At 34.2% G+C, this 25858-nt stretch carries 26 protein-coding genes; 7 read left to right on the top strand and 19 right to left on the bottom strand.

What is annotated here, in order from left to right:
* The 5 genes from ACKOWY_RS04325 to recF form a co-directional block, all read right to left on the bottom strand.
* The coding region (locus ACKOWY_RS04325) for an RNA polymerase sigma factor (RefSeq protein WP_408940214.1) at window positions 1-498 on the bottom strand (498 nt) is incomplete at its 3' end.
* Window positions 489-1595 (bottom strand): glycosyltransferase, encoded by a 1107-nt coding sequence (locus tag ACKOWY_RS04320; protein ID WP_408940213.1) that lies wholly within the window; start codon window positions 1593-1595, stop codon window positions 489-491. The genes ACKOWY_RS04320 and ACKOWY_RS04325, both read right to left, overlap by 10 nt.
* 86 nt (window positions 1596-1681) lie before the next feature.
* Window positions 1682-2695 (bottom strand): UDP-N-acetylmuramate dehydrogenase, encoded by a 1014-nt coding sequence (murB, locus tag ACKOWY_RS04315; RefSeq protein WP_408940212.1) that lies wholly within the window; start codon window positions 2693-2695, stop codon window positions 1682-1684.
* A gap of 69 nt (window positions 2696-2764) precedes the next feature.
* Entirely contained in the window at window positions 2765-3439 is a 675-nt protein-coding gene (locus tag ACKOWY_RS04310; protein WP_408940211.1) for a DUF2461 domain-containing protein, read from the bottom strand.
* 30 nt (window positions 3440-3469) lie between these two features.
* Complete coding sequence (gene recF / locus ACKOWY_RS04305; protein ID WP_408940210.1) at window positions 3470-4549, bottom strand: DNA replication/repair protein RecF; 1080 nt, start codon at window positions 4547-4549, stop codon at window positions 3470-3472.
* A 144-nt stretch (window positions 4550-4693) separates the two neighbouring features.
* Between recF and ACKOWY_RS04300 the strand changes: the two genes are divergently transcribed.
* The 6 genes from ACKOWY_RS04300 to ACKOWY_RS04275 all read left to right on the top strand — a co-directional run bounded on the left by ACKOWY_RS04300 (window position 4694) and on the right by ACKOWY_RS04275 (window position 10857).
* The gene (locus ACKOWY_RS04300) at window positions 4694-5488 is read left to right on the top strand and encodes a tetratricopeptide repeat protein (RefSeq protein WP_408940209.1); all 795 of its coding nucleotides are present in this window, start codon (window positions 4694-4696) and stop codon (window positions 5486-5488) included.
* Window positions 5489-5553: 65 nt separating this feature from the next.
* Window positions 5554-6051 carry a 6,7-dimethyl-8-ribityllumazine synthase gene (gene ribH, locus ACKOWY_RS04295; RefSeq protein WP_408940208.1) on the top strand — a complete coding sequence of 166 codons (498 nt, stop codon included), beginning with the start codon at window positions 5554-5556 and terminating at the stop codon, window positions 6049-6051.
* Window positions 6052-6203: 152 nt separating this feature from the next.
* Window positions 6204-8054: a DNA mismatch repair endonuclease MutL gene (mutL, locus tag ACKOWY_RS04290; protein WP_408940207.1), complete on the top strand. Its 1851-nt coding sequence runs from the start codon at window positions 6204-6206 to the stop codon at window positions 8052-8054.
* Complete coding sequence (locus tag ACKOWY_RS04285) at window positions 8051-8854, top strand: rhomboid family intramembrane serine protease (RefSeq protein ID WP_408940206.1); 804 nt, start codon at window positions 8051-8053, stop codon at window positions 8852-8854. Before mutL ends, ACKOWY_RS04285 begins: the two co-directional genes overlap by 4 nt.
* Window positions 8855-8868: 14 nt before the next feature.
* Window positions 8869-9732: a rhomboid family intramembrane serine protease gene (locus tag ACKOWY_RS04280; RefSeq protein WP_408940205.1), complete on the top strand. Its 864-nt coding sequence runs from the start codon at window positions 8869-8871 to the stop codon at window positions 9730-9732.
* Window positions 9733-9810: 78 nt separating this feature from the next.
* The gene (locus ACKOWY_RS04275) at window positions 9811-10857 is read left to right on the top strand and encodes an endonuclease/exonuclease/phosphatase family protein (protein WP_408940204.1); all 1047 of its coding nucleotides are present in this window, start codon (window positions 9811-9813) and stop codon (window positions 10855-10857) included.
* Here the strand turns inward: ACKOWY_RS04275 and ACKOWY_RS04270 are convergent, their stop codons facing one another.
* The 14 genes from ACKOWY_RS04270 to ACKOWY_RS04205 all read right to left on the bottom strand — a co-directional run bounded on the left by ACKOWY_RS04270 (window position 10858) and on the right by ACKOWY_RS04205 (window position 25032).
* Window positions 10858-11472 carry a WbqC family protein gene (locus tag ACKOWY_RS04270; protein ID WP_408940203.1) on the bottom strand — a complete coding sequence of 205 codons (615 nt, stop codon included), beginning with the start codon at window positions 11470-11472 and terminating at the stop codon, window positions 10858-10860. It lies immediately after the preceding gene.
* 17 nt (window positions 11473-11489) lie between these two features.
* Window positions 11490-13043 (bottom strand): signal peptidase I, encoded by a 1554-nt coding sequence (lepB, locus tag ACKOWY_RS04265; RefSeq protein ID WP_408940202.1) that lies wholly within the window; start codon window positions 13041-13043, stop codon window positions 11490-11492.
* 55 nt (window positions 13044-13098) lie between these two features.
* The gene (gene dapB / locus ACKOWY_RS04260) at window positions 13099-13803 is read right to left on the bottom strand and encodes a 4-hydroxy-tetrahydrodipicolinate reductase (RefSeq protein ID WP_408940201.1); all 705 of its coding nucleotides are present in this window, start codon (window positions 13801-13803) and stop codon (window positions 13099-13101) included.
* A 48-nt stretch (window positions 13804-13851) separates the two neighbouring features.
* A complete protein-coding gene (locus tag ACKOWY_RS04255; RefSeq protein ID WP_408940200.1) occupies window positions 13852-14412 on the bottom strand; it encodes a DUF5683 domain-containing protein in 561 nt (186 codons plus the stop codon).
* Window positions 14412-15308 carry a ParB/RepB/Spo0J family partition protein gene (locus ACKOWY_RS04250; RefSeq protein ID WP_408940199.1) on the bottom strand — a complete coding sequence of 299 codons (897 nt, stop codon included), beginning with the start codon at window positions 15306-15308 and terminating at the stop codon, window positions 14412-14414. The genes ACKOWY_RS04255 and ACKOWY_RS04250 overlap by 1 nt, the downstream gene beginning before the upstream one ends.
* Before the next feature lie 3 nt (window positions 15309-15311).
* Window positions 15312-16079, bottom strand: a complete 768-nt coding sequence (locus ACKOWY_RS04245; RefSeq protein WP_408940198.1) for a ParA family protein — start codon at window positions 16077-16079, stop codon at window positions 15312-15314.
* Window positions 16080-16188: 109 nt separating this feature from the next.
* Window positions 16189-17070: an SDR family oxidoreductase gene (locus ACKOWY_RS04240; protein WP_408940197.1), complete on the bottom strand. Its 882-nt coding sequence runs from the start codon at window positions 17068-17070 to the stop codon at window positions 16189-16191.
* A gap of 87 nt (window positions 17071-17157) precedes the next feature.
* Window positions 17158-19287, bottom strand: a complete 2130-nt coding sequence (scpA, locus tag ACKOWY_RS04235) for a methylmalonyl-CoA mutase (RefSeq protein ID WP_408940196.1) — start codon at window positions 19285-19287, stop codon at window positions 17158-17160.
* A 1-nt stretch (window position 19288) separates the two neighbouring features.
* Complete coding sequence (locus ACKOWY_RS04230) at window positions 19289-20656, bottom strand: methylmalonyl-CoA mutase subunit beta (protein WP_408940195.1); 1368 nt, start codon at window positions 20654-20656, stop codon at window positions 19289-19291.
* A 161-nt stretch (window positions 20657-20817) separates the two neighbouring features.
* Entirely contained in the window at window positions 20818-21171 is a 354-nt protein-coding gene (locus ACKOWY_RS04225; protein ID WP_408940194.1) for an FtsB family cell division protein, read from the bottom strand.
* 14 nt (window positions 21172-21185) lie between these two features.
* A complete protein-coding gene (udk, locus tag ACKOWY_RS04220) occupies window positions 21186-21794 on the bottom strand; it encodes a uridine kinase (RefSeq protein WP_408940193.1) in 609 nt (202 codons plus the stop codon).
* A gap of 76 nt (window positions 21795-21870) precedes the next feature.
* On the bottom strand, window positions 21871-22635 hold the full coding sequence (locus ACKOWY_RS04215) for a TIGR02757 family protein (protein ID WP_408940192.1): 765 nt from the start codon (window positions 22633-22635) through the stop codon (window positions 21871-21873).
* Entirely contained in the window at window positions 22636-24327 is a 1692-nt protein-coding gene (locus ACKOWY_RS04210; RefSeq protein ID WP_408940191.1) for an LIC_10190 family membrane protein, read from the bottom strand.
* Between the two features lie 42 nt (window positions 24328-24369).
* Window positions 24370-25032, bottom strand: a complete 663-nt coding sequence (locus ACKOWY_RS04205; protein ID WP_408940190.1) for an ABC transporter ATP-binding protein — start codon at window positions 25030-25032, stop codon at window positions 24370-24372.
* A gap of 207 nt (window positions 25033-25239) precedes the next feature.
* Between ACKOWY_RS04205 and folE the strand changes: the two genes are divergently transcribed.
* Complete coding sequence (folE, locus tag ACKOWY_RS04200) at window positions 25240-25857, top strand: GTP cyclohydrolase I FolE (RefSeq protein ID WP_408940216.1); 618 nt, start codon at window positions 25240-25242, stop codon at window positions 25855-25857.
* The last annotated feature ends 1 nt before the right edge of the window (window position 25858 follow it).

Below are 25858 nucleotides of genomic sequence, written 5' to 3'. Positions count from 1 at the left end.
GATTTTCACATTGCTGAGCGGTTCGTCAATTTTGGAGGCGATTTCTTGATAACTCATTTCTTGAAAATATCGCAGCTGAATCACTTCTTGGTAGTGGGGTTTTAATTCTTTAATGAATTGTAGCAGTTGGGCAAGGTTTTGCTCGGTGATGATTTCATCTTCTGCAGAGGGTGAATTATCGGCAACATTATGCGCTTGTTGGTCTTCTTCTTCGGTGATTTCTACAAAAAGACTCGACTTTTTTTTACGCAGTAAATCAATATGTACGTTTTTTGCAATGGCAATAAGCCAAGTGTTAAACTGATATTCGGGATTGTATGTCGCTAATTTATCGAAAGCTTTAGAGAAGGTCTCTATGGTAATATCCTCTGAATCGGTCTCGTTTTCGGTGCGTTTAAGCATGAATCCATAGACCTCATTCCAATAATGATCCAACAAATAGGTAAACGCTACTTGATCGCCATTTTTGGCTTTTTCTATGTAGGAAATTATTTCCACTGCACGGGTTTTGAAAACATATTGGTAAAAAAAATATTCAGTTGTGTTACAATCAAAATAAGTTCAATAATTGGATACCAATACACGACATCTTTTTCTTTAAGTTTTCCGGCTGCAAATCCTATTGATATCCATGAAAAAATATAACGGAAACCAATTAAGCTCAACACCACAATCCATTGGTATTGAAAGGCAAGAAGTACAATAGGTAGCATAATAAATAGCAATTGTGAAGCATAAAACAATGCCAGTTGCGAACGGTCAAAGCCTTTATAATGTTCGGCTGTTGCCACATGTCTTCTCTTTTGTGTAAACCATTCTTTAAAAGTTGATTTTGGTTTCGAGTAAGTAAAACTTTCTGCTGAATAACAAATCGTGGTGTTTTTAGAATTGGCCGCTTGATTGATGAATAAATCATCGTCTCCAGATCGTATTTTCATGTGGTCCATAAAGCCACGCACTTTGAAAAACTCTTCTCTTTTATAGGCCATATTTCTTCCAACTCCCATGTAGGGTTTGCCTAGTTTAGCCCAAGAAAAGTATTGGGTGGCGGTTAAAAGTGTTTCAAATCGGATGATTTTATTTAAGAAAGAATTCTTTACTTTTTCATAAGCGCCATAGCCTAAAACAATCGTTTTTTCTATGGTGAATTGAGAGCTCATTTGTTTGATCCATTCTGCTGAAGTTGGATAGCAATCGGCATCGGTGAACAACAGGTATTCGTTTTTAGCCGCTTTAATTCCTAGTGTAAGTGCGAATTTTTTGTTTCCCCAAAAAGCTTCATTGTTTTCAACTTTAACCAACTTAACGTTAGAATATTGTTTTTCAAATGCTTCAAATAGCTCTAAGGTTTCATCGCTGGAAGCATCATCAATAAGCACAATTTCATAATCGGGATAGTTTTGTTGTGCTAGTATTGGAACAAAGTTTTTTACATTTTCTTCTTCGTTTTTAGCACATACAATCACCGAAATAGGAACTCTTTTGGGAGTTGAGGTTTGTGGTTTCGCAAATGAAAATTTGCCAAAAAACACGATGTAATATAGAAATTGAACAACTACAACAGCAATAAATAAACAAAGTAGAATTAGTAACATATTGGCTTTAGGATCTTTTTTTTATCGATTGCAAAAATACAAAATTCAATTTTGATAAACGAAATATGAAAAGCGAAATTTCAGAATTAAATTACATTCACTTCTGCTTCAATTGCAATACCATATTTTTCCAAAACGGTAGCTTGAATGTCTCTAGAAACTGCCAAAATTTCTTGCCCGGTAGCGTTTCCATAGTTTACTAAAACTAAGGCCTGATTTTTATGAATTCCGGCATCTCCAAAGCGTTTTCCTTTAAACCCGGCTTGTTCAATGAGCCATCCAGCAGGAACTTTTACTTCGGTTTCAGAAACTACATAATGCGGCATATCTGGAAATTTTGCATGAGCTTTTTCGTATAATGCTTTTGGTATAATAGGATTCTTAAAAAAGCTTCCGCTGTTTCCCAATTCTTTAGGGTCGGGTAGTTTACTTTGACGAATAGCAATCACTGCATTAGAAACCTCTTTTAAAGTAGGAGTTACAATGTTGTTTTTTTCTAACTCTTTAGTGATATCGCCATAAGCGGTGTTTATTTTATGATTGCGTTTGGTAAGTTGAAATACCACCGAAGTTATCACATATTGATCTTTAACTTCTTGTTTGAAAATGCTCTCACGGTAACCAAATTTACATTCAGCTTTTTCAAAAGTTCTCATTTCTTGAGTGGCAATATTCATGGCGTTACAAGAAACAAAAGTATCTTTAATTTCGGTGCCGTAGGCTCCAATATTTTGAACTGGCGTGGTGCCCACATTCCCCGGTATCAAAGACATGTTTTCCAATCCGCCAAAATTTTGATCAATCGTCCACAACACAAATTCATGCCAAACTTCTCCAGCATTACTTTCAACCCAAACATGGTCGTCATCCTCTTTAATGATTTTTATTCCTTTTATATCTACATGGATAACCAAGGCATTAATATCTTGAGTAAGCAACATGTTACTACCGCCACCCAAAATGAATTTAGCCTCACCTTTATGAGTTTCTAAAACCTGCTTTAATTCTTCTGTAGAATGAACGGCAACAAATTGTTTGGCTTTGGCTTCAATGCCAAAAGTGTTGTATTTTTTTAAGGAAAAGTTATGTTGAATTTGCATAAATATTTTCGAAATGTGTTTTACAAAAGTAATTAATTTATAAGTTCTATCTTCGAGTTTGAATTGAATTTATTCTTCGGTTTCAAGTCCTCTTTTTAAAAAGTCATTCAATGGTTTTAATAGAATTAATTTTGCTGCAATTTCTTTGCTGAAATCAGCTTCAGTAAATACAGATTCATTAATTTTTAACGTTGTAGTAAAACTTTTAAGTTTTAAGAATTCAATTGCAGGATGGTTGGCTTCAAAGTCTTTGGGAGCTTTTTTCAAAACATTATTTTCACTTCGATCGAGTTGGCCAAACTCCTTTTTGAAATTTTTATTGGAAACAATTTCCTCTAAGTCATCATAAAAAAACTCAATTTCCTTTCGGATTTTTTTCAATTCATTTGCTTCCGGACACCATACGCCGCCCGCTACAAAACAGTTTCCTGGTTCGTAATGAATGTAATAACCCGGTGCGTTTTTTTGGGTTCTATCTTGCGACATCCATACGCCCATGTTGGTTTTATAGGGTGATTTATCTTTTGAAAATCGAATGTCACGATTGATTCTAAATGTGCAATTTTTTACTTCCAACGGCTCTAGTGACTTATCCAACTTTTTCATTTCAGTCAAAATTGACCCAATGAAATTATGGTAGTCTTTTTTGTAGTTTTCATACCGCTTTTTGTTGGCATGCATCCATTCGGTATTGTTATTTTCAATCAAATCATTTAAAAACTGTAAAGCCTCTTTTGTTATCATAATTTAGTTTGTTGAAAGCAATTTGATAATTTATAAGTTGAATAGTTTATAACTCTGGTGGGTTGTTTTTACAATGTTTTCGGTTCGCTCCGGATGGGTGTCCGATATAAAAAGCTGTCCAAATTCTTCCTGATTCACCATTTCAACTATTTTGCTTACTCTTGATTCGTCTAGTTTGTCAAAAATATCATCCAAAAGCAAAATGGGTTTTTCACCCGATTGTTTTTTTACAAATTCAAACTGAGCTAATTTTAAAGCAATCAAAAAGGATTTTTGCTGCCCTTGAGAACCGAATTTTTTAATAGGATAGAAATCAATTTGAAAAACCAAATCATCTTTATGAATCCCCACAGAAGTATATTGCAATGCTCGGTCTTTGGCTAAGTTTTGTTCTAATAACGATAAAGTGTCTTTTTCTAGTAAATGACTTTCGTAGACTAATTGCACTTGCTCTTCCAATCCGGTTATGGCTTGGTGGTGTTTGTTGAATATGGGTAAAAATGCAGCAATAAACTCTTTTCTTTTTTCGAAAATTACTGCACCTAAATCGTTTAATTGTTCGTTATAAATAGATAAGGTGTCGTTTTCAAAAACATGATTAAGAGCAAAATACTTTAACAAGGCATTGCGCTGACTTACAATTTTATGGTACTGAATTAGCGTTTGCAAATAAGAAGAATCCAATTGCGAAATAACGGTATCCATAAATCTTCTGCGCGTTTCACTACCTTCAATGATCAAGTCGTTGTCGGCGGGCGAAATAATAACTACCGGAATGAATCCAATATGATCAGAAAATTTTTCGTAGGCTTTGCCATTTCGTTTCAAAATTTTCTTTTGTCCTTTTTTGAAACTGCAAACTATCTGTTCTTGTCGATTGGCTTTTTCAAATTCGCCATCAATCACAAAAAAATCTTCTTCATGTCTAATGTTTTGCACCGCAAGCGGATTAAAATAGCTTTTTCCATTTGCTAAATGATACACCGCATCCAATACATTGGTCTTTCCAACTCCATTTTTTCCCACAAAACAGTTTATTTTGGAGTCAAATTCGAAGGAAGCTTCCGAAAAGTTTTTATAATTAAATAAGGAAATCTTTTTTAAAAACATGTGTTATAGCTTGCAAATACTACAAAAAGTAGCAATAATTATATTCTTTTTTTAGGAGCCTGCAAATTATTGAAAAATATCGATAAAAATCGCTTTTAATTATCAATAAATATTTTATTTTTGCACACACTAAATTTAAATTAAATGGCAACTTATAATAAAAGAGGTTACAAAACTCCAAAAGAAAAAGAAGAAAAATTAGATAATAATTTTATTGAAGATACACCAAATGTTGACGCTACCGATAGTACAACAGCTAAGGCTTTTGATACTCTTGATGAGGGTGCATCTAAAATTGAAGATTGGGTTGCTAAAAATCAAAAATACATATTAAATTTTCTAGCTGTAGTTGTTGTAATTACGGTTGGATATTTGTCATACCAAAAATTTGTAGTAGAACCTAAAGAAGAAGAGGCTACTACCGATTTATTCGTAGCGCAACAAAACTTTCAATTGGCTGCAGATGCAACTAATCCAAAATCACAAGATTCTTTATACAACTTAGTATTAAAAGGTTCTGAAGGAAAACAAGGTGCTGTTGGAATTGCTGAGCAATATTCAGGAACAGATTCGGGTAACATTGCGAATTACTATGCAGGTATTGCTAATTTATATTTGAAAAAATACGATGTTGCAATTCAATACTTAGAGAAATTCTCATCTAAAGATAATTTCTTAAGTTCTATTGCTCTTGGTGCAATTGGAGATGCTTGGTCACAAAAAAATGATGCAAACAAAGCATTAGAATATTACGAAAAAGCAGCTCGTTTAAATACTAACGAATTTACAACTCCTAAATATTTATACAAAGCAGGTCAAACCGCAATTGAATTAGGAAACAAAGCTGCGGCTTTAAAATATTTTACTGAAATTAAAGAAAAATACGAGTCAACTCCAGAAGCACAAAATATTGATGCTTTAATTGGAATGGCGCAGTAAATCAATTTTGAATTATGAATTACGAAAGAAATGATAATTCGTAATTCCTGATTCCTAATTTAATTATGGCTACAGCTAATAAGAACTTATCCAATTACGATAAAAACACAATCCCAAATGCGAAAGATTTTCGGTTTGGGATTGTTGTTTCAGAATGGAACGATCACATCACAGAAGGCTTATATAAAGGCGCTTTAGCTGCACTTATAGATTGCGGAGCGGTACAAGAAAATATCATTCGTTGGAATGTGCCAGGAAGCTTCGAATTGGTTTATGGTGCACAACGCATGATTGTTACCCAAAATGTAGACGTAATCATCACCATAGGTTGTGTCATTAAGGGTGAAACCATGCACTTTGAATTTGTTTGCGAAGGGGTAACACAAGGAATTAAAGATTTAAATGTTCAGACGGATGTTCCTGTTATTTTTTGTTTGTTAACCGATAATAACGAACAACAGTCTATTGATAGAAGTGGAGGAGTTCACGGAAATAAAGGAACTGAGGCTGCTATTGCGGCAATTAAAATGGCCGAATTGAGACGAATTTCAGAAAAAGAATAAAGATTTAAACACATATAATTACAAAACCTATTCTGTTGAATAGGTTTTTCTTTTTTAGTATCTTCTTAATTATATTTACCAATAGATTTTACTTAAATTTGCTAACTTTGTTTTCCAAGTACCCAAAACCCAAAACCTAGAATCGAATAAAAATGTCAAGCATCATTCAATTACTTCCCGATCATGTTGCCAACCAGATTGCTGCTGGGGAAGTAGTTCAAAGACCCGCTTCGGTGGTGAAAGAATTATTGGAGAATGCGGTGGACGCTAAAGCAACCGACATAAAATTGATTATTAAAGATGCGGGTAAAGCATTAATTCAAGTGGTTGATAATGGGGTAGGTATGAGTGTCACCGATGCACGCTTGTGTTTTGAACGACATGCAACTTCCAAAATAAGAAACGCTGAGGATTTATTTTCATTGCATACCAAAGGCTTTCGTGGTGAAGCTCTAGCTTCTATAGCTGCGATTGCTCATGTAGAAATGAAAACCAAGCAAGATCAGGAAGAATTAGGAACTCATATTGTCATTGAAGGAAGCAAATTTGTTTCTCAAGATCCTGCCGTTTTACCCAAAGGGACTTCATTTGCAGTAAAAAACTTATTTTATAATATTCCGGCTAGACGCAACTTTTTAAAATCGGATACAGTCGAATTCCGACATGTAGTTGATGAATTTCAACGCGTTGCCATGGCGCATCCCTCAATATATTTCACGATGTACCATAACGGAAGTGAAATGTTTAATTTACCCAATTCCAATTTAAGACAGCGAATTGTTGCTATATTTTCGGGTAAAACCAATGAGAAATTGGTTCCAATTCAGGAACAAACCGATATTTTAACCATTCAAGGATTTGTTGGAAAACCAGAATTTGCTAAAAAGAATAGAGGCGAGCAGTTTTTCTTTGTGAACGACCGTTACATTAGAAGTAATTATTTGCATCATGCAGTTATAAATGCATATGAAGGCCTTCTGCCTAATGGTTCGCAACCAAGTTATTTTATTTATTTAACGGTTCCGCCACATACCATTGATATCAATATTCATCCTACAAAAACTGAAATTAAGTTTGATGACGAACAAGCGCTTTATGCGATTTTGCGTTCGGCAATCAAGCACAGTTTAGGACAGTTTAATGTGGCTCCGGCACTTGATTTCGACCGAGACCCCAATTTAGATACACCATACGAATACCAAAATAGAACAGCTGAATACCCTACCATTCAGGTGGATCGAACTTTTAATCCGTTTTCGGATGAGAAAAAATCAAATTCATTTTCGGGTGGAAGTTCCTCTTATAAAAAGGTTGAAACGACTCAAAATTGGGAGAGTTTGTATGTAGGGTTAAAACAAGAAACTTTTGAAATAGAAAACTTTTCTATTGAAAATGAAGAAGTAACTGCTTCCTTTTTTGATGAGAAAGAAGAAGAGCAAACCGCAAAGCATACGTATCAAATTCAGAAAAAATACATTGTAAGTCCGATAAAATCGGGAATGGTGATCATCAATCAAAACCGAGCACACCAGCGTGTATTGTACGAACAATTCCTAATTAACATGACGGTGCAACAAGCTGCTAGTCAGCAATTGTTGTTTCCATTAGCGATTTCATTTTCAGTAAATGAATTAAAAATTATTGCCGAAATGCAACCTGCACTTGAGGCTACTGGTTTTGTTTTTGATTGGGAATCAGAACAATTGCAGGTATTAGGAATTCCTTCAAATACGACTGAAGGTGAAGTATTAGCTGTTTTAGAGGAATTGGTAAGCGATTTGCAAGATGGAATTCCAGATAGTAGTTTTAGTCAAAATGATACCATTGCGAAATCAATGGCCAAAAGTCTTGCCGTTAAAACAGGAATGTACCTAACCGAAAAAGAGCAAGAAAATTTGGTTAACAATTTATTTGCTTGTAAAGACCCAAATGTATCTCCTTTTCAAAAACCCACTTTCATTACCCTGCGTGTGGAAGATATAGACAAAAGATTTACCCTATGATGAGAATTACGCCAGTTGTAAAGCAACTTTTGATTATCAATATTATATTTTTTATTGGTACTCAGCTTGTTCCAGGAACTTATGAATTATTTTCAATGTATTATCCTGAAAGTGATAAGTTCAAGATTTGGCAACCCTTAACCCACATGTTCATGCATGGAGGAATTGCACATATTTTCTTTAATATGTTTGCTTTGTTTTCATTTGGTAGTGCTTTAGAACATTTTTGGGGAGGAACCAAGTTTTTGTTTTTTTATATTTCCTGCGGATTAGGAGCAGTTTTGCTTCATACAACCGTTAATTATATTCAAATTCACAATTTACTTTCGGAAGTTGCTAGTTTGAATTTATCAAAATCGGATTTACATCTTTTGCTTAACGCCGATTTTCAGTCGGTTTTTGATACAGAAGGTCATCTTCTGCCAAGCAAAATGAAAACAATATTAGAAACTGCACATTGTACTCAAGACCAATTTAATTCCATAGTTCAGGCTGCAATGTTATCTAAAGTGCCGGTTGTAGGTGCTTCTGGAGCAATTTATGGGTTGTTAGTTGCATTTGCATTTATGTTTCCAATGGCAGAATTAGGAATTATGTTCATTCCAATTCCAATTAAAGCCAAATATTTTGTTCCCGGATTATTGGCAGTTGATTTGTTTTTAGGGTTTAATGGGCAATCAATATTTGGTGCTGGAAGTACAGGTGTTGCTCACTTCGCTCATATTGGTGGCGCAATTACCGGATTTATCATGATGTGGTATTGGAAGAAAAATCAGTTCAAACACAACCGTTGGGATTAATTGTATTTTAGAATATGAATATAATTGACGATATAAAATTACAATATAAAATAGGTGGGGTGGCCAATAGATTAATCTATTGGAACGTTGCCGTATTTTTAATTTCGTTGATTTTTTTCTTTCAATTTAACTTAGGTGTTTTTACCTATCCCAATTGGATTTTGTTGTCTTCCAATCCAGATGAGGTATTACATTTTCCTTATACTTTATTAACTTATGCCTTTCTTCACAGCGGGTTTTGGCATTTGTTTTTTAACATGTCGGTGTTGAATTTTTCTAGTCGGTTGTTTTTAACTTTTTTTACCCAGAAGCAATTTTTAGGATTGTATTTATTAAGCGCAATTTTTGCAGGAATGGCTTTTGTATTGGGTTATTATTTTCTCCATCTAAACGCTACTTTGGTTGGTGCTTCTGCAGCGGTAATGGCAATTTTGGTTGCAGCAACTACCTATCAACCGTTAATGCAAATACGATTGTTTTTAATAGGAACGATCAAACTTTGGCATTTAACTGCTGTTATATTATTGCTAGATGCCATGCAAGTACTAACCGAAAATACAGGCGGTCATATCGCGCATTTAGCGGGTGCATTTTTCGGATTTTTATATATTAAGCTATTGGTAAATGGTATTGATTTAAGTACCAATGTGACCAGGGTGTTGGATTTTTTTGTTAATTTGTTTCAGCCGAGCAAAAGAACGCCGTTTAAAAAAGTTCATGTTAATCCGAAAAAGCCAGCAACAAAAACGGCTAGTAAGATTGTAATGAAAGATAAACACCAGCAACAGATTGATGAAATTTTGGATAAAATTAGTCAATCGGGTTACGATGCGTTAACAGCCGAGGAAAAAGAATTCCTATTTAAAGCGGGAAAATAGAAAGATATACTGTTTAAAGTTGTCAAAAAGAAAAACCTAGAAACTAAGTGCTTAAGCACCTTAGCATCTTAAAAAAAAATGAAAAAACTATCGTGGTTTAATAAAGTAATGTTTTCGTTCAATATAGTACTTACTGTATTGACGTTTCTTGCTTATGTTTTACCTTTTTTGGCTCCTAAGTTTTTTCCTTTACTTTCGGTGCTGACATTAATTCTGCCTTTGTTTTTAATCATAAATGCATTGTTCTTTATTTATTGGTTATTCCAATTAAAACGACAAATGATTCTCTCAGGTATCGTTTTGATTATTGGAATTACATTCATTAATAAATTTTACAAATTTGCTTCCAATCCACAGCCCGAAGAGGATAAAGATTTTATTGTAATGAGTTACAATGTACGCTTGTTTAATTTATTCAATTGGATTCCACAAGAACATATTGGAGATACCATCCGCCAATTTATTAACGATCAAAACCCAGATATTCTTTGTATTCAAGAATATTCTAAAACGGCTAAAGTGGACCTTCGGGTATACAAACACCGATTTATTTTTATGCAAGGAAAAAATATTAAGACCGGTCAGGCGATATTTTCAAAATTTCCAATTGTAGACGAAGGAAATATTGAATTTCCTGAATCGGACAACTTAATTGTTTATGCCGATATTCGAAAAGGAAAAGATACCATTCGAGTTTACAACATGCACTTGCAGTCGATAAAAATATCTCCAGATGTCAATGAAATTCAGGACAATGTAGATTCAATCAGTCAGCACAAATCGCAATTGATGGTGAAGCGAATCAGTCAGGCTTTTAAAAAGCAGCAGTTGCAAGCCGAAATTTTGAGAAATCATAAAAAAGAATGCAATTACCCGATGATTATCTGTGGAGATATGAATAACAGTGCCTTCTCTTACGTGTATCGAAGTATAAAGGGGAATTTGAACGATTGTTTTGAAGAAGCCGGAAACGGATTTGGGGAAACCTATAATTTTAAATACTATCCAGCGCGTATCGATTACATTTTTGCAGATAAGAAAATGAAAGTGAAAAGCTTTCAAAACTTTCCTTTATTTAAAAATTCTGATCATTACCCCATTCTTACTAGGTTGATGATGGAATAATTAGAGTGTTTGCCTTTTCAAATAATCCTTAGCATAACGCCCTTCGTTAAATAACAAATCCAAAATACTTAGGTTATTGATGAATCCGTGTTTTTCTCCAAAAACTTGTGTGTAGTGCTCCAATTGGGTTGCGTCTTTCTTTCCGTTTATTAAATGTCTTAAATCCTCGTGATTGGGAACTTCATGGAAATATTCGGTGGTTGAAGTGTAGTTGAAATCCATTCCCAAACATTTTGAAACGAGTTCCATGGTTTGAAGATTTAAATCCATTAAAAAAGTATGCTTGGTAGTGAAAATTGGCATTAAATCATCTTCGAAATATTCAAAAAATGGAGAAGTTCTATAAGCCGCTTCCAAGGATTTAAAATGTTGTTTTTGCCAATCAAAGGCCGTTTCCAATTTTACATCCTGAATTCTTTGATGCGCCGCTTTTGAATGTTTAATAGGAATATTTAAAAGCTGTATTCCATTCGGACTATAAATATACATCCGATTTCGGTTGGTTTGTTTTTGGAAGTTATCTTCCATTTCCAAAGTCACTGCACCGGCATTAACCATAGCGATATAGTGACTTATGGAAGGAAAATAACTTGGATGAATTATAATGGATTTCATTCAATTATAGTTTGAAACTAAACTTTTTTATCCGCTTTGCGTTTTTTCCAAAAGTGCTCTCCAACAAAATAAATTCCTAGTAAGAATAAGAAATATTTAAAATACGATTGCGGTTGGCCTTCACCACTTACTGTAGTAAATAATCTATTCCAACGGATTTTATTCATGATTCCTTTTCCATTTGAATCCCAACTCATCCAAATAAAAATTGGTTTTCCTACAATGTGATCTTCTGGAACATATCCCCAAAAACGACTGTCTTCTGAGTTATGACGGTTGTCTCCCATCATCCAGTAATAGTTTTGTTGGAAGGTATATGTTTTTGTTTTTGCACCATTAATGTAAATATCGGAACCTTTGATTTCCAATTTGTTTTTTTCGTACTCGGTAATAATTCGGCTATAAAATGGTAAGGTTTCCATGTTAATAGCTACTGTTTTCCCGGCTTGTGGTATGTATATTGGTCCGAAATTATCTACATTCCAATCTTTTGTATGAGGGAAAGTAGATCGGTCTGCTTCTTTATGAATGATTCGGGTAACTGATTTAATTCCAGCAACACCTTTAAAACGTTCCACACTAGCTGCTGGTAAGGCACTAAAATAAATGGTGTCTTTTGTGTTGTTAATTCCATATCGATCGGTGATATCCAATTCTTTAAACAACGATTCAAAATCAATCGAAGCCGAAGGATCGATGGCCATTTTGTAGGAATACTGAGGTTTTGCTCTTTCAGGTAAAATCAATTCTTTTCCGTTTACAAAAATAATTCCATCTTTAATTGCTAATGAATCTCCCGGAATTCCCACACACCTTTTAACGTAATTTGATTTTTTATCTACCGGTTTATCAGCTTTTCTTCCTGAGGTGTCGAAGAATTTTTCAACGGTATCTACTGGCCAATTGAAAACTACAATATCATTATTTTTTATTTTTTCAAAACCAGGAAATCTAAAGTAAGGCAATTGTGGCCATTTGCAATAGGATTTAGTATGAATCAAAGGTAAAGTATCGTGAACCATAGGCGCTGCTACAGTAGTCATTGGAGTTCTTGCTCCATAGTTCATTTTGCTTACAAATAAAAAGTCACCAATAAGCAATGATTTTTCTAATGATGCCGTAGGAATGGTAAAAGGTTGAATGAAATAGGTATGCACAAAAGTCGCCACAATAATTGCAAATAATAAAGAGCTTACGGTGTCTCCAGTTTTAGAAGTAGCAGTAGTTTCTCTGTTGGCATTATAGGTTACTTCTTGTGTAAAATTAATGTAGTAAATATAAAGTCCGAAAGTCGCAATTACTAAAAAGGTGTCTAGTGAAGATCTTCTTCCAAAACTGCGTAAGGTTTCTACCCAAATAACCGGAAACATTATTAAGTTGATGATTGGAATAAACAATAGAAATGTCCACCAAGTAGGTCGATTGATGATTTTCATCAATACAATTGAATTATATACCGGAATCGCAGCTTCCCAAGATTTTCTTCCTGCTTTTACATATAATTTCCAAGTTCCAAAATAGTGAATTGCTTGTACTGCTCCGAAAAATAGTAACCATTGATAAATGTTCATAGTTTTTTAGTTTAAGATTTGAAGTTTAAAGTTGTTAAACTTAAATATTGTTTTTTTAATTGAGATCTAATACGTCTTTCATTGTAAATACTCCCTTTTTTCCAACCAGCCATTCCGCAGCTATTACAGATCCTAAAGCAAATCCTTCACGGCTATGTGCGGTATGTTTTATTTCTATTGTATCCACTTCCGAAGTGTAAAATATACTGTGTGTTCCCGGTACATTTTCAATTCGTAAGGCTTCAATTGGGAGTTCTTTTTCATTTGGATTTGCATCCAAGGTCCAACTAGTATAATCGGTGTTTTCAATTATTCCTTTTGCTAAACTTATTGCAGTTCCGCTTGGAGCATCCAATTTTTGTGTGTGGTGAATTTCTTCCATTGAAACCGAATAAGTTTTGAATTTCGACATCATTTTTGCCAAATAAGAATTCAATTCAAAAAACAAATTCACGCCCAAGCTAAAATTCGAACCATAGATGAAACTTCCATTTTTATTTTCACAAAGCGCTACCATTTTTGGATATTCATCAAGCCAACCAGTAGTTCCAGATACAACAGGAATCCCCTTATTTAAACACTCGCTAATATTTGCAACAGCAGAAGCAGGAACACTAAAATCAATTGCTACATCGGCATTTTCAAGTCCAAGGTAACTGTCACTGCTTGATTTTTTAAGCACAATTTCATGGCCACGATCTAAAGCAATTTTTTCAATTACTTTTCCCATTTTTCCGTATCCTAAAAGTGCTATTTTCATATGAGATTAGTTGGAGATTGAATTAATTTGTTACAAATTAAGAAAACTTTATAATTTCCAAGTTAAGCTAATTCCTAAATTTTGGTTTGTAGTAAAGTCATTTCTATAAAAATCGGGTTTAACCGTAAGATTATCATTTACATTAAACTGCATTAGATGTGCATCAACATTAGCATCAACAATATTTAATATGTAGAATAAACCAGTTAGTAATGCAGATAAATCTCTGTTATTTTGGTAAAATTTTTGGGCTGCAATTAATCGTGAATTATCTAGATAAGTAAACTCATCGTCATTGAAACCTTCTAATCTTCGTTTGTAAGCATCTCTGTAGGAATGGTATTTATTGTTGTTTGTGATGTAAAAATAAATTGTAGTTCCTAATGCTCCATAAACTAACGGGAGTTTCCAATATTTTTTATTGTATACTTGGCCAAGACCCGGTAAAACAGCTGAATAAAATGCTGCTTTAGAAGGAGCAAGCATGTTTATTTCATTTTTTTTAATGGTGTCTTTTACACGTAACTCAGGAGCCAATTCGGTTTGACAAAATCCCGAAAAGCTTCCTAAAAAGAAAATAAAAAGTAGTATGTATAAAGAGCGATTCACTAACCGTTGATTAGTTTTATAATTCGATTAAAATCTTCTTCAGAATGAAACGGAATTGCAATTTTACCTTTCCCATTACCTGAAACAGTAACATCTACTTTCGCACCAAAAAAGCTAGTGATGGCTTTCTTTTGTGTTTCAGAAATTGAAAAAGAAGCACTTGATTTGGTTTTAGTTGCAGGCTTTTGTCCGTCTTGGTATTTTTTTACTAACGCTTCTGTATCACGAACGGATAAGTTTTGGCTTACAATTTTTTGGTAAATATCAGTTTGAACATTTTGATCTTCAATAGTAATCATTGCTCTTCCATGTCCCATGCTGATGAAACCATCACGAATACCAGTTTGAATAATCGGATCAAGTTTTAATAAACGAAGATAATTGGTAATAGTAGATCTTTTTTTACCCACACGCTCACTCATTTGTTCTTGAGTCAGTTGAATTTCATCAATCAATCGTTGGTAAGAAAGTGCAATTTCAATTGGATCTAAATCATGACGCTGAATATTTTCAACCAAGGCCATTACTAAAGATTCGTTGTCGTTTGCAATGCGAATGTATGCGGGAACGGTTTGTAATCCAACTAATTTAGAAGCTCGCAAACGACGCTCCCCCGAAATTAATTGGTATTTATTGAAAGCTAATTTTCGAACAGTAATAGGCTGAATTACACCAAGTTCTTTAATAGAAGTGGCCAATTCTTTAATAGATTCTTCGTTAAAGTTGGTTCTAGGCTGAAATGGATTGATTTCAATTGAATCAATATCTACCTCTAAAATATTACCAACAACTTTATCTGCATTTTTATCTTCAACCGATTTAATATCGTTCTCTGGATCTTTTAATAATGCTGATAATCCGCGTCCTAATGCTTGTTTTTTTATTGCTTTTGCCATAAATTATATGCTATTTTTTTGAATCACCTCTTCTGCAAGACTAAGGTAATTACTTGCTCCTCTGCTAGTTGCATCAAATGCAATTATACTTTCTCCATAACTTGGAGCTTCACTTAATTTAACAGTTCTTTGGATAATGGTTTTGAAAACCATATCGCTAAAGTGCTTTTGAACTTCTTCAACAACTTGATTTGAAAGACGTAATCGGGTATCAAACATGGTTAGTAGCAACCCTTCAATATCTAATTCAGCGTTGTGAATTTTTTGTACACTCTTAATGGTGTTTAATAATTTACCTAATCCTTCCAAAGCAAAATACTCACACTGAATAGGAATAATTACACTGTCCGCAGCAGTTAATGCATTAAGTGTAAGTAATCCCAAAGAAGGAGCACAGTCAATTAAGATGTAATCGTATTGATCTTTAATGCTTTCTAAGGCTTGTTTTAACATGTATTCTCTATTTTCCTTGTCAACCAATTCAATTTCAATGGCAACAAGGTCAATATGAGCTGGGATAACATCTACGTTTGGAGAAGTTGATTTTACAATTGCTTCTTCAGGAGTGTTACTGTGCTCTAGAATTTGATAGGTACCAATTTCTACACTTTCAACTTCAATACCCAAACCCGAACTCGCATTGGCTTGCGGATCGGCATCAATTAGTAATACTTTTTTCTCTAAAACACCAAGAGATGCGGCTAAATTAACCGAAGTAGTTGTTTTTCCTACACCACCTTTTTGGTTGGCAATTGCAATGATTTTACCCATTTATTTTAATCAAATTTTGAGTCGTAAAAATACAATTTATTATGGTTTATAAAAGTGTTATTTGTTAACATTAGTGTAAAGTTTTGAACTTGAAAACTTCAATAAAATGTTATTTATTGCCTTTGCTTTTTATCATCGCTTCGAGCATATCCCACATTTCGGAAGGGATTTTCTCCAAAATATTAAATTGTCCTGCACCTTGTAACCATTCGCCTCCATCTATGGTTATGACTTCGCCATTTATGTAAGCAGAAAAATCGGAAACTAAATAAGCCGCGAGATTGGCTAACTCTTGATGGTCTCCAACACGTCGCAAAGGGACTTTTTTAGACATGTCAAATTTATCCGCCAAGTCTCCCGGAAGCAAGCGCTCCCATGCTCCTTTGGTAGGAAACGGTCCGGGTGCAATAGCATTCATTCGAATGCCGTATTTTGCCCATTCTACTGCTAAACTTCGTGTCATTGCCAAAACTCCAGCCTTGGCAGTTGCACTCGGAACTACATATCCAGAGCCCGTCCAGGCGTAAGTGGTAACAATATTCAATACATTACAATTGGTTTGTTTTTTTTCTATCCAATGTTTTCCAAATGCTAAAGTGCAATTTTTAGATCCTTTTAAAACAATATCAATTATAGTGTCAAATGCATTTGCCGAAAGGCGTTCAGTAGGGGATATGAAATTTCCAGCCGCATTATTTAATAACACATCTACTTTTCCGAATTCTTTTAATACTTCCGCTAACATGTTTTCCACTTGGTCGTAATGACGCACATCACATTGTAATGGCAAGCATTTGCCGCCCGTTGTAGTTTCTAATTCGCTTGCAGTAGTTTTTAATTTTTCAAGATCTCGTGAAGTGATGGCCACATTGGCACCCAACTCTAAAAAATATTTGGTCATGGCTTTACCCAGTCCACTTCCACCACCAGTTACTACAATTACTTTGCCTTTAAGGGCGTCATCACGAAGCATTTTTGCTGAAAAATCCATAATTAATTTATTTGTTTTTCAAATATAATAAAAAAAGCACCAACTAGTGTTGCTGCTTTTTTTAATTGCGTTGTTATTTTATTGAGGTTAATCCTTTAGTAAAACTTCTAAGATGCTAATGGCCGCCTCACTAATTTTTGTTCCTGGGCCAAAAACGGCAACCGCTCCCGCATCAAAAAGGAATTGATAATCTTGCGCCGGAATTACTCCACCAACAATAACCATAATGTCTTCGCGGCCGTATTTTTTTAACTCTTCAATTACTTGAGGAACCAACGTTTTGTGTCCGGCAGCCAGTGAGGAAACGCCCAAAATGTGTACGTCGTTTTCAACGGCTTGTTTGGCCGCTTCGGCAGGAGTTTGAAATAACGGACCAATATCCACATCAAAACCTACATCGGCATAACCCGTTGCAACCACCTTGGCACCACGATCGTGGCCGTCTTGTCCCATGTTGGCAATCATAATTCGAGGGCGTCGCCCTTCTTTTAGTGCAAAAGCATCGGCTAATTGTTTTGCCTTTTCAAAGCTTTCATCGTTTTTAATTTCTTTACTATACACGCCGCTAAATGATCTAATTTGTGCTTTATATCTTCCAAAAACCGCCTCGAGAGCATCGCTTATTTCTCCAAGCGTCGCTCTGTTGCGTGCAGCTTCTACGGCTAAAGATAATAAATTATCATTGGAGTTTTTTGCAGCCTCGGTTAATTTGGCCAAACATTCTTTAACTTTCTCCGAATTTCGAGTGGCTTTAATTTGTCGCAAGCGTTCAATTTGTTGCTTACGAACCATATCATTATCCACATCCAAAATTTGAAGAGGATCTTCTTTCTCTAAACGGAATTTATTGATACCCACAATAATATCTTGGCTACTGTCAATTCGTGCTTGTTTTCTTGCTGCAGCTTCTTCAATACGCAATTTAGGAATCCCCGATTCGATGGCTTTGGTCATGCCCCCCAATTCTTCAACCTCTTCAATTAATGCCCAAGCTTTATCTGCAATTTCTTTGGTTAAACTTTCAACATAATAACTACCTGCCCACGGATCTACCGTTTTACAAATTTTGGTTTCTTCTTGTAAAAATATTTGGGTATTTCTAGCTATTCGTGCCGAAAAATCGGTTGGTAATGCAATCGCTTCGTCTAATGCATTAGTATGAAGGGATTGGGTTCCCCCAAATGCTGCAGCGGCAGCTTCAATGCAGGTTCGCGCCACATTATTAAAAGGATCTTGCTCGGTTAAACTCCAACCCGATGTTTGACAATGGGTTCGTAATGCCAATGATTTTTCATCTTTTGGATTGAATTGTTTTAGCAATTTTGCCCACAACATTCTACCGGCACGCATTTTAGCAATTTCCATAAAATGATTCATTCCAATTGCCCAGAAAAAGGAAAGGCGTGGAGCAAATTCATCAATTTTCATACCGGTGGCCAAACCCGTTCGTATGTATTCTAATCCATCGGCTAGGGTGTAAGCCAACTCAATATCGGCAGTTGCACCCGCTTCTTGCATGTGATATCCCGAAATAGAAATCGAATTGAATTTCGGCATGTTTTTGCTGGTATATTCAAAAATATCCGCAATGATTTTCATAGAAGGAGTAGGGGGATAGATATAAGTATTACGAACCATAAATTCCTTCAGAATATCATTTTGTATCGTTCCCGAAAGTAATTCGGGTGCCACACCTTGTTCTTCAGCAGCTACAATGTAAAAAGCCATGATTGGCAAAACCGCTCCGTTCATGGTCATGGAAACCGACATTTCGCCTAGTGGAATTTGGTCGAATAATATTTTCATATCCTCAACCGAATCAATGGCAACACCCGCTTTTCCAACGTCTCCAAATACACGCTCGTGATCCGAATCATAGCCTCTGTGCGTTGCTAAGTCAAAAGCAACTGAAAGTCCTTTTTGTCCTGCCGCAAGGTTTCTTCTGTAAAAGGCATTACTTTCTTCTGCAGTTGAAAATCCGGCATATTGACGAATGGTCCATGGGCGACGGACGTACATTGTAGCATAAGGGCCTCTTAAATTTGGCGCAAAGCCAGCACCAAAACCAAGGTGTTCTAAATTTGAAATATCTTCTTTAGAATAAGTTGGTTTAACTTCAATTCCTTCAGCGGTAATAAAATTACTGGAAGATGGAAGTTGGGTGATGGAAGATTTTTTACTTTCACTAACCGTAATATGTTGTATGTTTTTTCTCATGTTATGATTCTTGAGATAAACGTTCTTGTTCAATTTTTTCAGCCAATCGCTTTTCAATAATTGGTGTGATGATTGTTTTTCTTGGATTTTGTTTCAAGAATGGATACAATTCCAAATCGTTTTTCATGCGATCGTTTTTGTTTGGATATTTGGTAGTTCCCAATAAAACTTCTTTTCCGCTATCCAATAAATCTTGTTCTTTTTGGGCGCTTTCGCTGATTTTTCTTTGGATTACACCTTCTTTTAATAGTTCCAAAAACCCTCCTTTTGCTTCAATTTCCTTGAATAAAACTAGTGCTTTTTCTGCCAATTGATTCGTAAGTGATTCAATATAATAAGCTCCATCTGCAGCATTGGTAACCTTGTCAAAAAAGCTTTCGTGTTTTAATATCAACAATTGATTACGAGCAATTCGATCACCAAATTCATTGTCTTTATGGTACAATGCATCATAAGGTAAATTAGCTACTGCATTGGCTCCACCCAAAATGGCACTCATGCATTCGGTAGTGGTGCGCAGCATATTTACATTGTAATCGTAAATGGTTTTATTTCGTTTGCTCGGAGTTGCTATGATGTTGCAATCCAATTCGTGGTTGTATTCTTTCGCCAAACTATTAAAAAGCAAGCGCAAAGCGCGAAGTTTTGCAATTTCAAAGAAATAATTGGTTCCTACTGCTACTTCAATTGAGATGGGGTGGTTAATATTTGGAATTCGATTAAAATACTCATTACAATGTGCCAAAGTATAAGCCAATTGTTGCACCATGGTAGCGCCAGCATTTTGATAAAAGCCTCCCTGAATGTTAATAATAGCAACGCTTGAATTAATTGTACTATTTTGAAGTATTTCAAAATCGTTTTCAAGTGAATCAAACCAATTTCCATCTTTTGCTAAATGACCGATAGGATCAATTTGAATAGCACAAGTTACTTTGTTTTTAGCAGCATAATCTTCAATTTTTGCAAGGTACTCTTTTGATAAAAAAGGCAAATTAAAATAATAAGTAACATTCTCAGTTGGCAAACCCTGCATTAATTCGTCTAAATCTATGGTTTCGTTTTCAATCGTAAAACGAATGATTTCGGCACCTCTGTTTAAGGTGTCTAGCGCTCTATGATTGGATGGTTTTACCTCATGTACAAAAATATTTTGTACAATAGAAAACGGTCTAGATGATGTGCTATTTTGAAAAGATTTTACCTCTTCATCGTTGTGGTAAAAAGGCTTTACCTTAATTCCTTCAAGGCTTTCCCAAACTAGGGTTTCATTATAGTCAGCTCCCTTTAATTCGTATTGAATTTGTTGTTTCCATTGCTTGGAATTCACGCTTTCAAAATCTGAAAAAAGTGTATTTTTTGTATTCAAAATGATTTGCTTTTAGTACTTCAAATTTAGGATAAAATAATATTCTAAAACAGAATTTGAATTGATTTTTTGTAAAATAGATATACACACGTGTTACGTGCAAAATATTTAAAGGAAATTAAGGAATGAGATAGGTAAGTTAAAACTAAAATGAAGTACAATTAGTGTTTTGCATTTTCAATGCTGTCTTTTATTTTATCGTCTTCAATATCAATGATGTAAACGTCTTCGCTGTCGCGTTTCATATAGTATTTTTCACGTCCGTATCGTTCAATCATCCCCGGACTTTTTAGATTCTTAATACGTTGTTCATCTTTTTTAATTTCCTTTTTATAGTACGATTTGTTGTCCTCTAGTTCATCAATTTGCTTGTTTAAAACGCGTTGGTCTAGGTACGATTGATTATCTAAAAAAAGCATCCAAATGGTAAAAAATAATAACACCAAAGTATATCTACTCCCTAAAAATTTTAGGTAAGGGTGATTAAGGAGTAAATTTTGATACCAATTTTTCATTTAGGGAAACTGATTTAATTCAAACGTTGGTTAATAACAGCTCGAACAACATCTATGGCAACTGTATTGTATTTATCGTTCGGGATGATGATATCAGCGAAGGCTTTAGTTGGTTCTATAAATTGTTGGTGCATTGGTTTAAGAGTTGTTTGGTAGCGGTTCAATACCTCTTCCATGTCTCTACCACGCTCGGCAATATCTCTTTTTAATCTTCGTATTAATCGTTCGTCAGAATCAGCATGAACAAATACTTTAATGTCAAACATTTCTCTAAGTTCTTGATTCGTTAAGATTAAAATACCTTCTACAATCATTACTTTTCTGGGATGGGTAATTACGGTATCATCGGTTCTGTTGTGCGTAACAAATGAATAGACAGGTTGACTTATAGTTTTGCCACTTTTTAAATCCTTTAAATGCTGAACTAATAAATCAAAATCAATTGCTCTTGGATGATCAAAATTGATATTGCATCGTTCTTCATAGGTCATGCCATTGGTTTCTTTGTAATAAGAATCTTGCGAAATGATTCCCACTTCAGTTTCAGGTAATTCGTTCATTATTTGTTGAACAACTGTAGTTTTTCCTGATCCTGTTCCGCCAGCAATTCCAATAATTAACATAGATGAAGTGTTTAGGTTTGTACAAAAATAGAATAATAATTGGAAATTCTGAATTTAAAATCGCGAATTATTTAGATTAAAATTTCTCAAATACTCCCAGTCCAAATAAAGCAAAATCATATTTAACAGGATCTTTAGGATCTAATAATCGAAGATTGGAGTCCAACTCTGAAAGAGCTTTTCCATCGTTTTGAGTTCTAGTCAGTAAACCCAATTTTCGTGCTACATTTCCGGAATGTATATCCAATGGACAGCTTAATTTAGCAGGTGAAATATTTTTCCAGATTCCTAAATCGACGCCTTTTGAATCTTGACGGCAGTTCCATCTAAGCCACATGTTGATGCGTTTACTTGAGGAGTTTTTACTCGGATCGGATACATGCTTTTCGGTTCGGATGGAATGATCGAGTTCAAAAAATATCTTTTTAAATTCAGTTATTGCGCTTTGCAATGAATCCGATTCTTGGTGCTTCGTGAATATGTTCTCGAGTCCGCCATGATTTAAATAAATGTTTTTAAGGCTTTTAATAAAATAGGTAAAATCTTGTCCGTTGAAGGTTCTATGAACAAATTTTTCTAAATTTTCAAGGTCATTTTCGTTGTGGTTTAGGATGAAATCATAAGGGGAGTTGCCTAATAAATCCATCATTTTAATCGAATTCTGAATAATCATTTTTCGGTTTCCCCATGCAATGGTTGCTGCCAGAAATCCGGCAATTTCTTTATCTTCTTTTAAGGTATACCGATGCGGAATTTGAATTGGGTCACTTTCAATAAATTTCGGTCGATTGTATAGTTCGACCTTTTCGTCTAAATAAGATTTGAGTTCTAATTGATTCATTTAGTCGACTTTTTTTGAGTAAAAACCGTCTTTAAGATTTTGGGTTCTTAGTTGCGGAATGTAATGAAATTGATCCTTAAAATATTCCAGTTGTAGCGCATTCACGCATGGAAGAGCGCCTTCACCAGTTCCCCAAAAAAATGAAGTATCCATAGGGGAATTGAATTCTAAATTTCCAATTTTAGCCTTATAATATTGGTTTTGTTTTTTAGTATTTGAATGTGGAAAAACAAGTTCCGATAATTTGAAAGTGCTGTTTTCCGAAAGTAATTTATTTGAAGTGAGTAACGAGAAATTTATCGGAACCAAAACCATAACTAAAACCAAACTCGTGCTTACAAAAAGTAAAAGCAAAACAGTTTTTTTAGAATTGATTAAACACGAAACAATTAAGAATCCAAAAAACAATAAAAAGTGTATGAAAAAACGAAATTGAGGTGAGGTGAAAAGTAAGACGCCAAATTGAATTAGCATAACCAAATAGAGCATCCAAAAGGCTTTTTTATTTTGGAATTTGTAAACAAAAAAAGAACTGAAAATCACCATGAATAAACTGGTCAAATTGAATAGTGTATTGATCTTGTTTTTTGTGAGCCATTTGATGAATATTTGAATTGAATTTAGGGAGTCAAACTCTTTTTGGGAGCTATAAAAACCATAAAGTTTGGTTTCATTAAAATAAAATCCAATCAAGTCATTCGGAACCTTATAATCCAACTGATTTCCGCTAAAAAACGAAGTTGGGAATAGTGGATAGCCTGTAATCAAGAGGTTTTTGATAATAAATAGTGATAAAACAAAAATGCTAATTATGATGCTTGGAGCGAGTTTGTATTTAAGTGAATGATAATTTACAATAAAATAGATAAAAGGAAGAAGTATTAGTGCTATTGCAGTGGGTTTAATAAACAAAATAAACAAAACCAATACCACAAGTAAAGTAAAACTTTCGTTTGATGGATTTTTATAATTGGTAAAAAAATAATAGAACGCAATAAAGGAGAACACATAAACGGGTAAATCAGGGGAGGGGGCGCTAATGAATTGAAACAACAACACATTTGCAAGGGGTAACAAACCAATAATGAGATCTGTTTTTTCTTTGTTTAAGAAATAATTATTCAGTCGGATGACTGAAAATAGAGTTCCTAAAAGCAAACAAAAACCACTTAGATCATTGAAATTAGCATATAAAAAAGAAAAGTTAAATGCGCTTTGTGTGATGTGCCATCCGCTGGTTTGCCCAAAGAAAATATGCAAGTTGGCTAATCCTTTAACTAATCCATATTCATTGAGCCATTTTATGGTTTGGATATAGTAACTTTCATTATCAATTATAAAGGGTTTTGCAGCACATTGATCAATAATAAGGACAGTTATTCCTAATAAATACCACTTTAGGTTGTTGTTTAGTGCTTTTAATTCGGTTGTAAATGAATAATAAATGGCACAAATTTCTTTTATGTAAAACCAAAACAAAAGTAGGTTTATAGCCAATAAAAAAAAGTGAAATTCAATGTTTATTCTACCAAAGATAGCCCAAATTGAACCTAGCATCGTAGCGTTGAAAAGACCTAAAATAGAAGTTACAACAAAGTTTGTTGCATTTATTTTTAAGCATTTTTCTATGCCATATCCAAGATTTATGGAAGTAAATAGTATATAAATCCAAGATAAAATTAGTAGCAGCATGGTAATTAGTTCTTTATTCCTTTGGGCTAATAGCTTCCAATTTTACTTCGAAATCAATCCGTCTACCATCACCAATTTTCGGTCGGCCATATTGGCAAGTTCTTCATTATGGGTAACAATAACAAAGGTTTGCCCAAATTCTTCTCGAAGTTTGAAAAATAATTGATGTAAATTTTCGGCAGAAGCTGTATCTAAATTTCCTGAAGGTTCATCGGCAAAAATCACCAAAGGCTTATTGATTAATGCTCTTGCAACAGCAACACGTTGTTGTTCTCCGCCAGAAAGCGCATTGGGTTTGTGATCTATTCTGTGGGAAAGGCCTAAGTAGTCTAATAGTCTTTTTGCCTCTTTTTCGGTTTCTGATTTTTCCTTTCCGGCAATAAATGCGGGAATGCAAACATTTTCTAAAGCTGTAAATTCCGGAAGTAATTGGTGAAATTGAAAAATAAATCCCAAATGCTGATTTCTGAATTTTGACAGCATTTTATCATTCATTTTTAAAATGTCCTCACCATTAATATATAAAGAAGTTTCATCCTCAATTGAAGGTTTGTCTAATGTGCCCAAGATTTGTAAAAGTGTTGTTTTTCCAGCTCCCGAAGCACCAACTATTGAAACGATCTCTCCTTTTTCAATTTGTAAATTTACTCCTTTAAGTACTTGTAAACTATCGTAATACTTATGAATGTTTTGGGCTTTAATCATGCTTCAATTTTTCACAAAGTAACAAAGTATTTTGCTATTTATTGATTATATAGAAAATATTTATAGTTCAATAAAAATAAAAAACAGATTGTTTTGTTTTTTGTTTAACTTATTTAATATATTTGTTAAACAAAAAAAATAAAACATCTATCCTTGAAAACAACATTAGAAAAAGAAATTTACGATTTAATAGGTGATAATCACCAAATGACTTCTGCCGAAACTCCTTTAAGAGCCGATGCTTTTCATAAATCGGATGCACAAAAAATGGCTGTAATTGAAAATCATTTTCAAAGTATCATGGAAGCTATGGGCTTGGATATGACCGATGATAGCCTTCAAGGGACACCACATAGAGTGGCGAAAATGTTTATCCAAGAGATATTTTCTGGATTGAATCCTGCCAATAAACCTAAAATTTCTGTTTTTGAAAACAGTTATAACTACGATAAAATGTTGGTTGAAGCGAATATTAGTTTTAATTCTACCTGTGAGCACCATTTTTTACCTATTATAGGTAAAGCGCATATTGGTTATGTTTCTAGCGGAAAAGTAATTGGATTATCAAAACTAAACCGAATAGTAGATTATTATTCGCGTCGTCCGCAAGTGCAGGAACGATTAATTATGCAAATTTTCAACGAATTAAAATCAGTTTTAGATACTGATAATGTAATTGTAGTTATGGAAGCTACGCATCTTTGTGTTTCAAGTAGAGGAATTAAAGACGAATCGAGTTACACTTCTACAATACAATATGGTGGTGTTTTTAATGATAAAGCAAATCGGGATGATTTTTTCAATATGATCAATAAAGAAAAATAAA

Origin of the sequence: Flavobacterium sp. (genome assembly GCF_046073885.1) — a bacterium.
Lineage (GTDB): Bacteria > Bacteroidota > Bacteroidia > Flavobacteriales > Flavobacteriaceae > Flavobacterium.
This window is presented reverse-complemented; position numbering and strand designations above follow the sequence as displayed.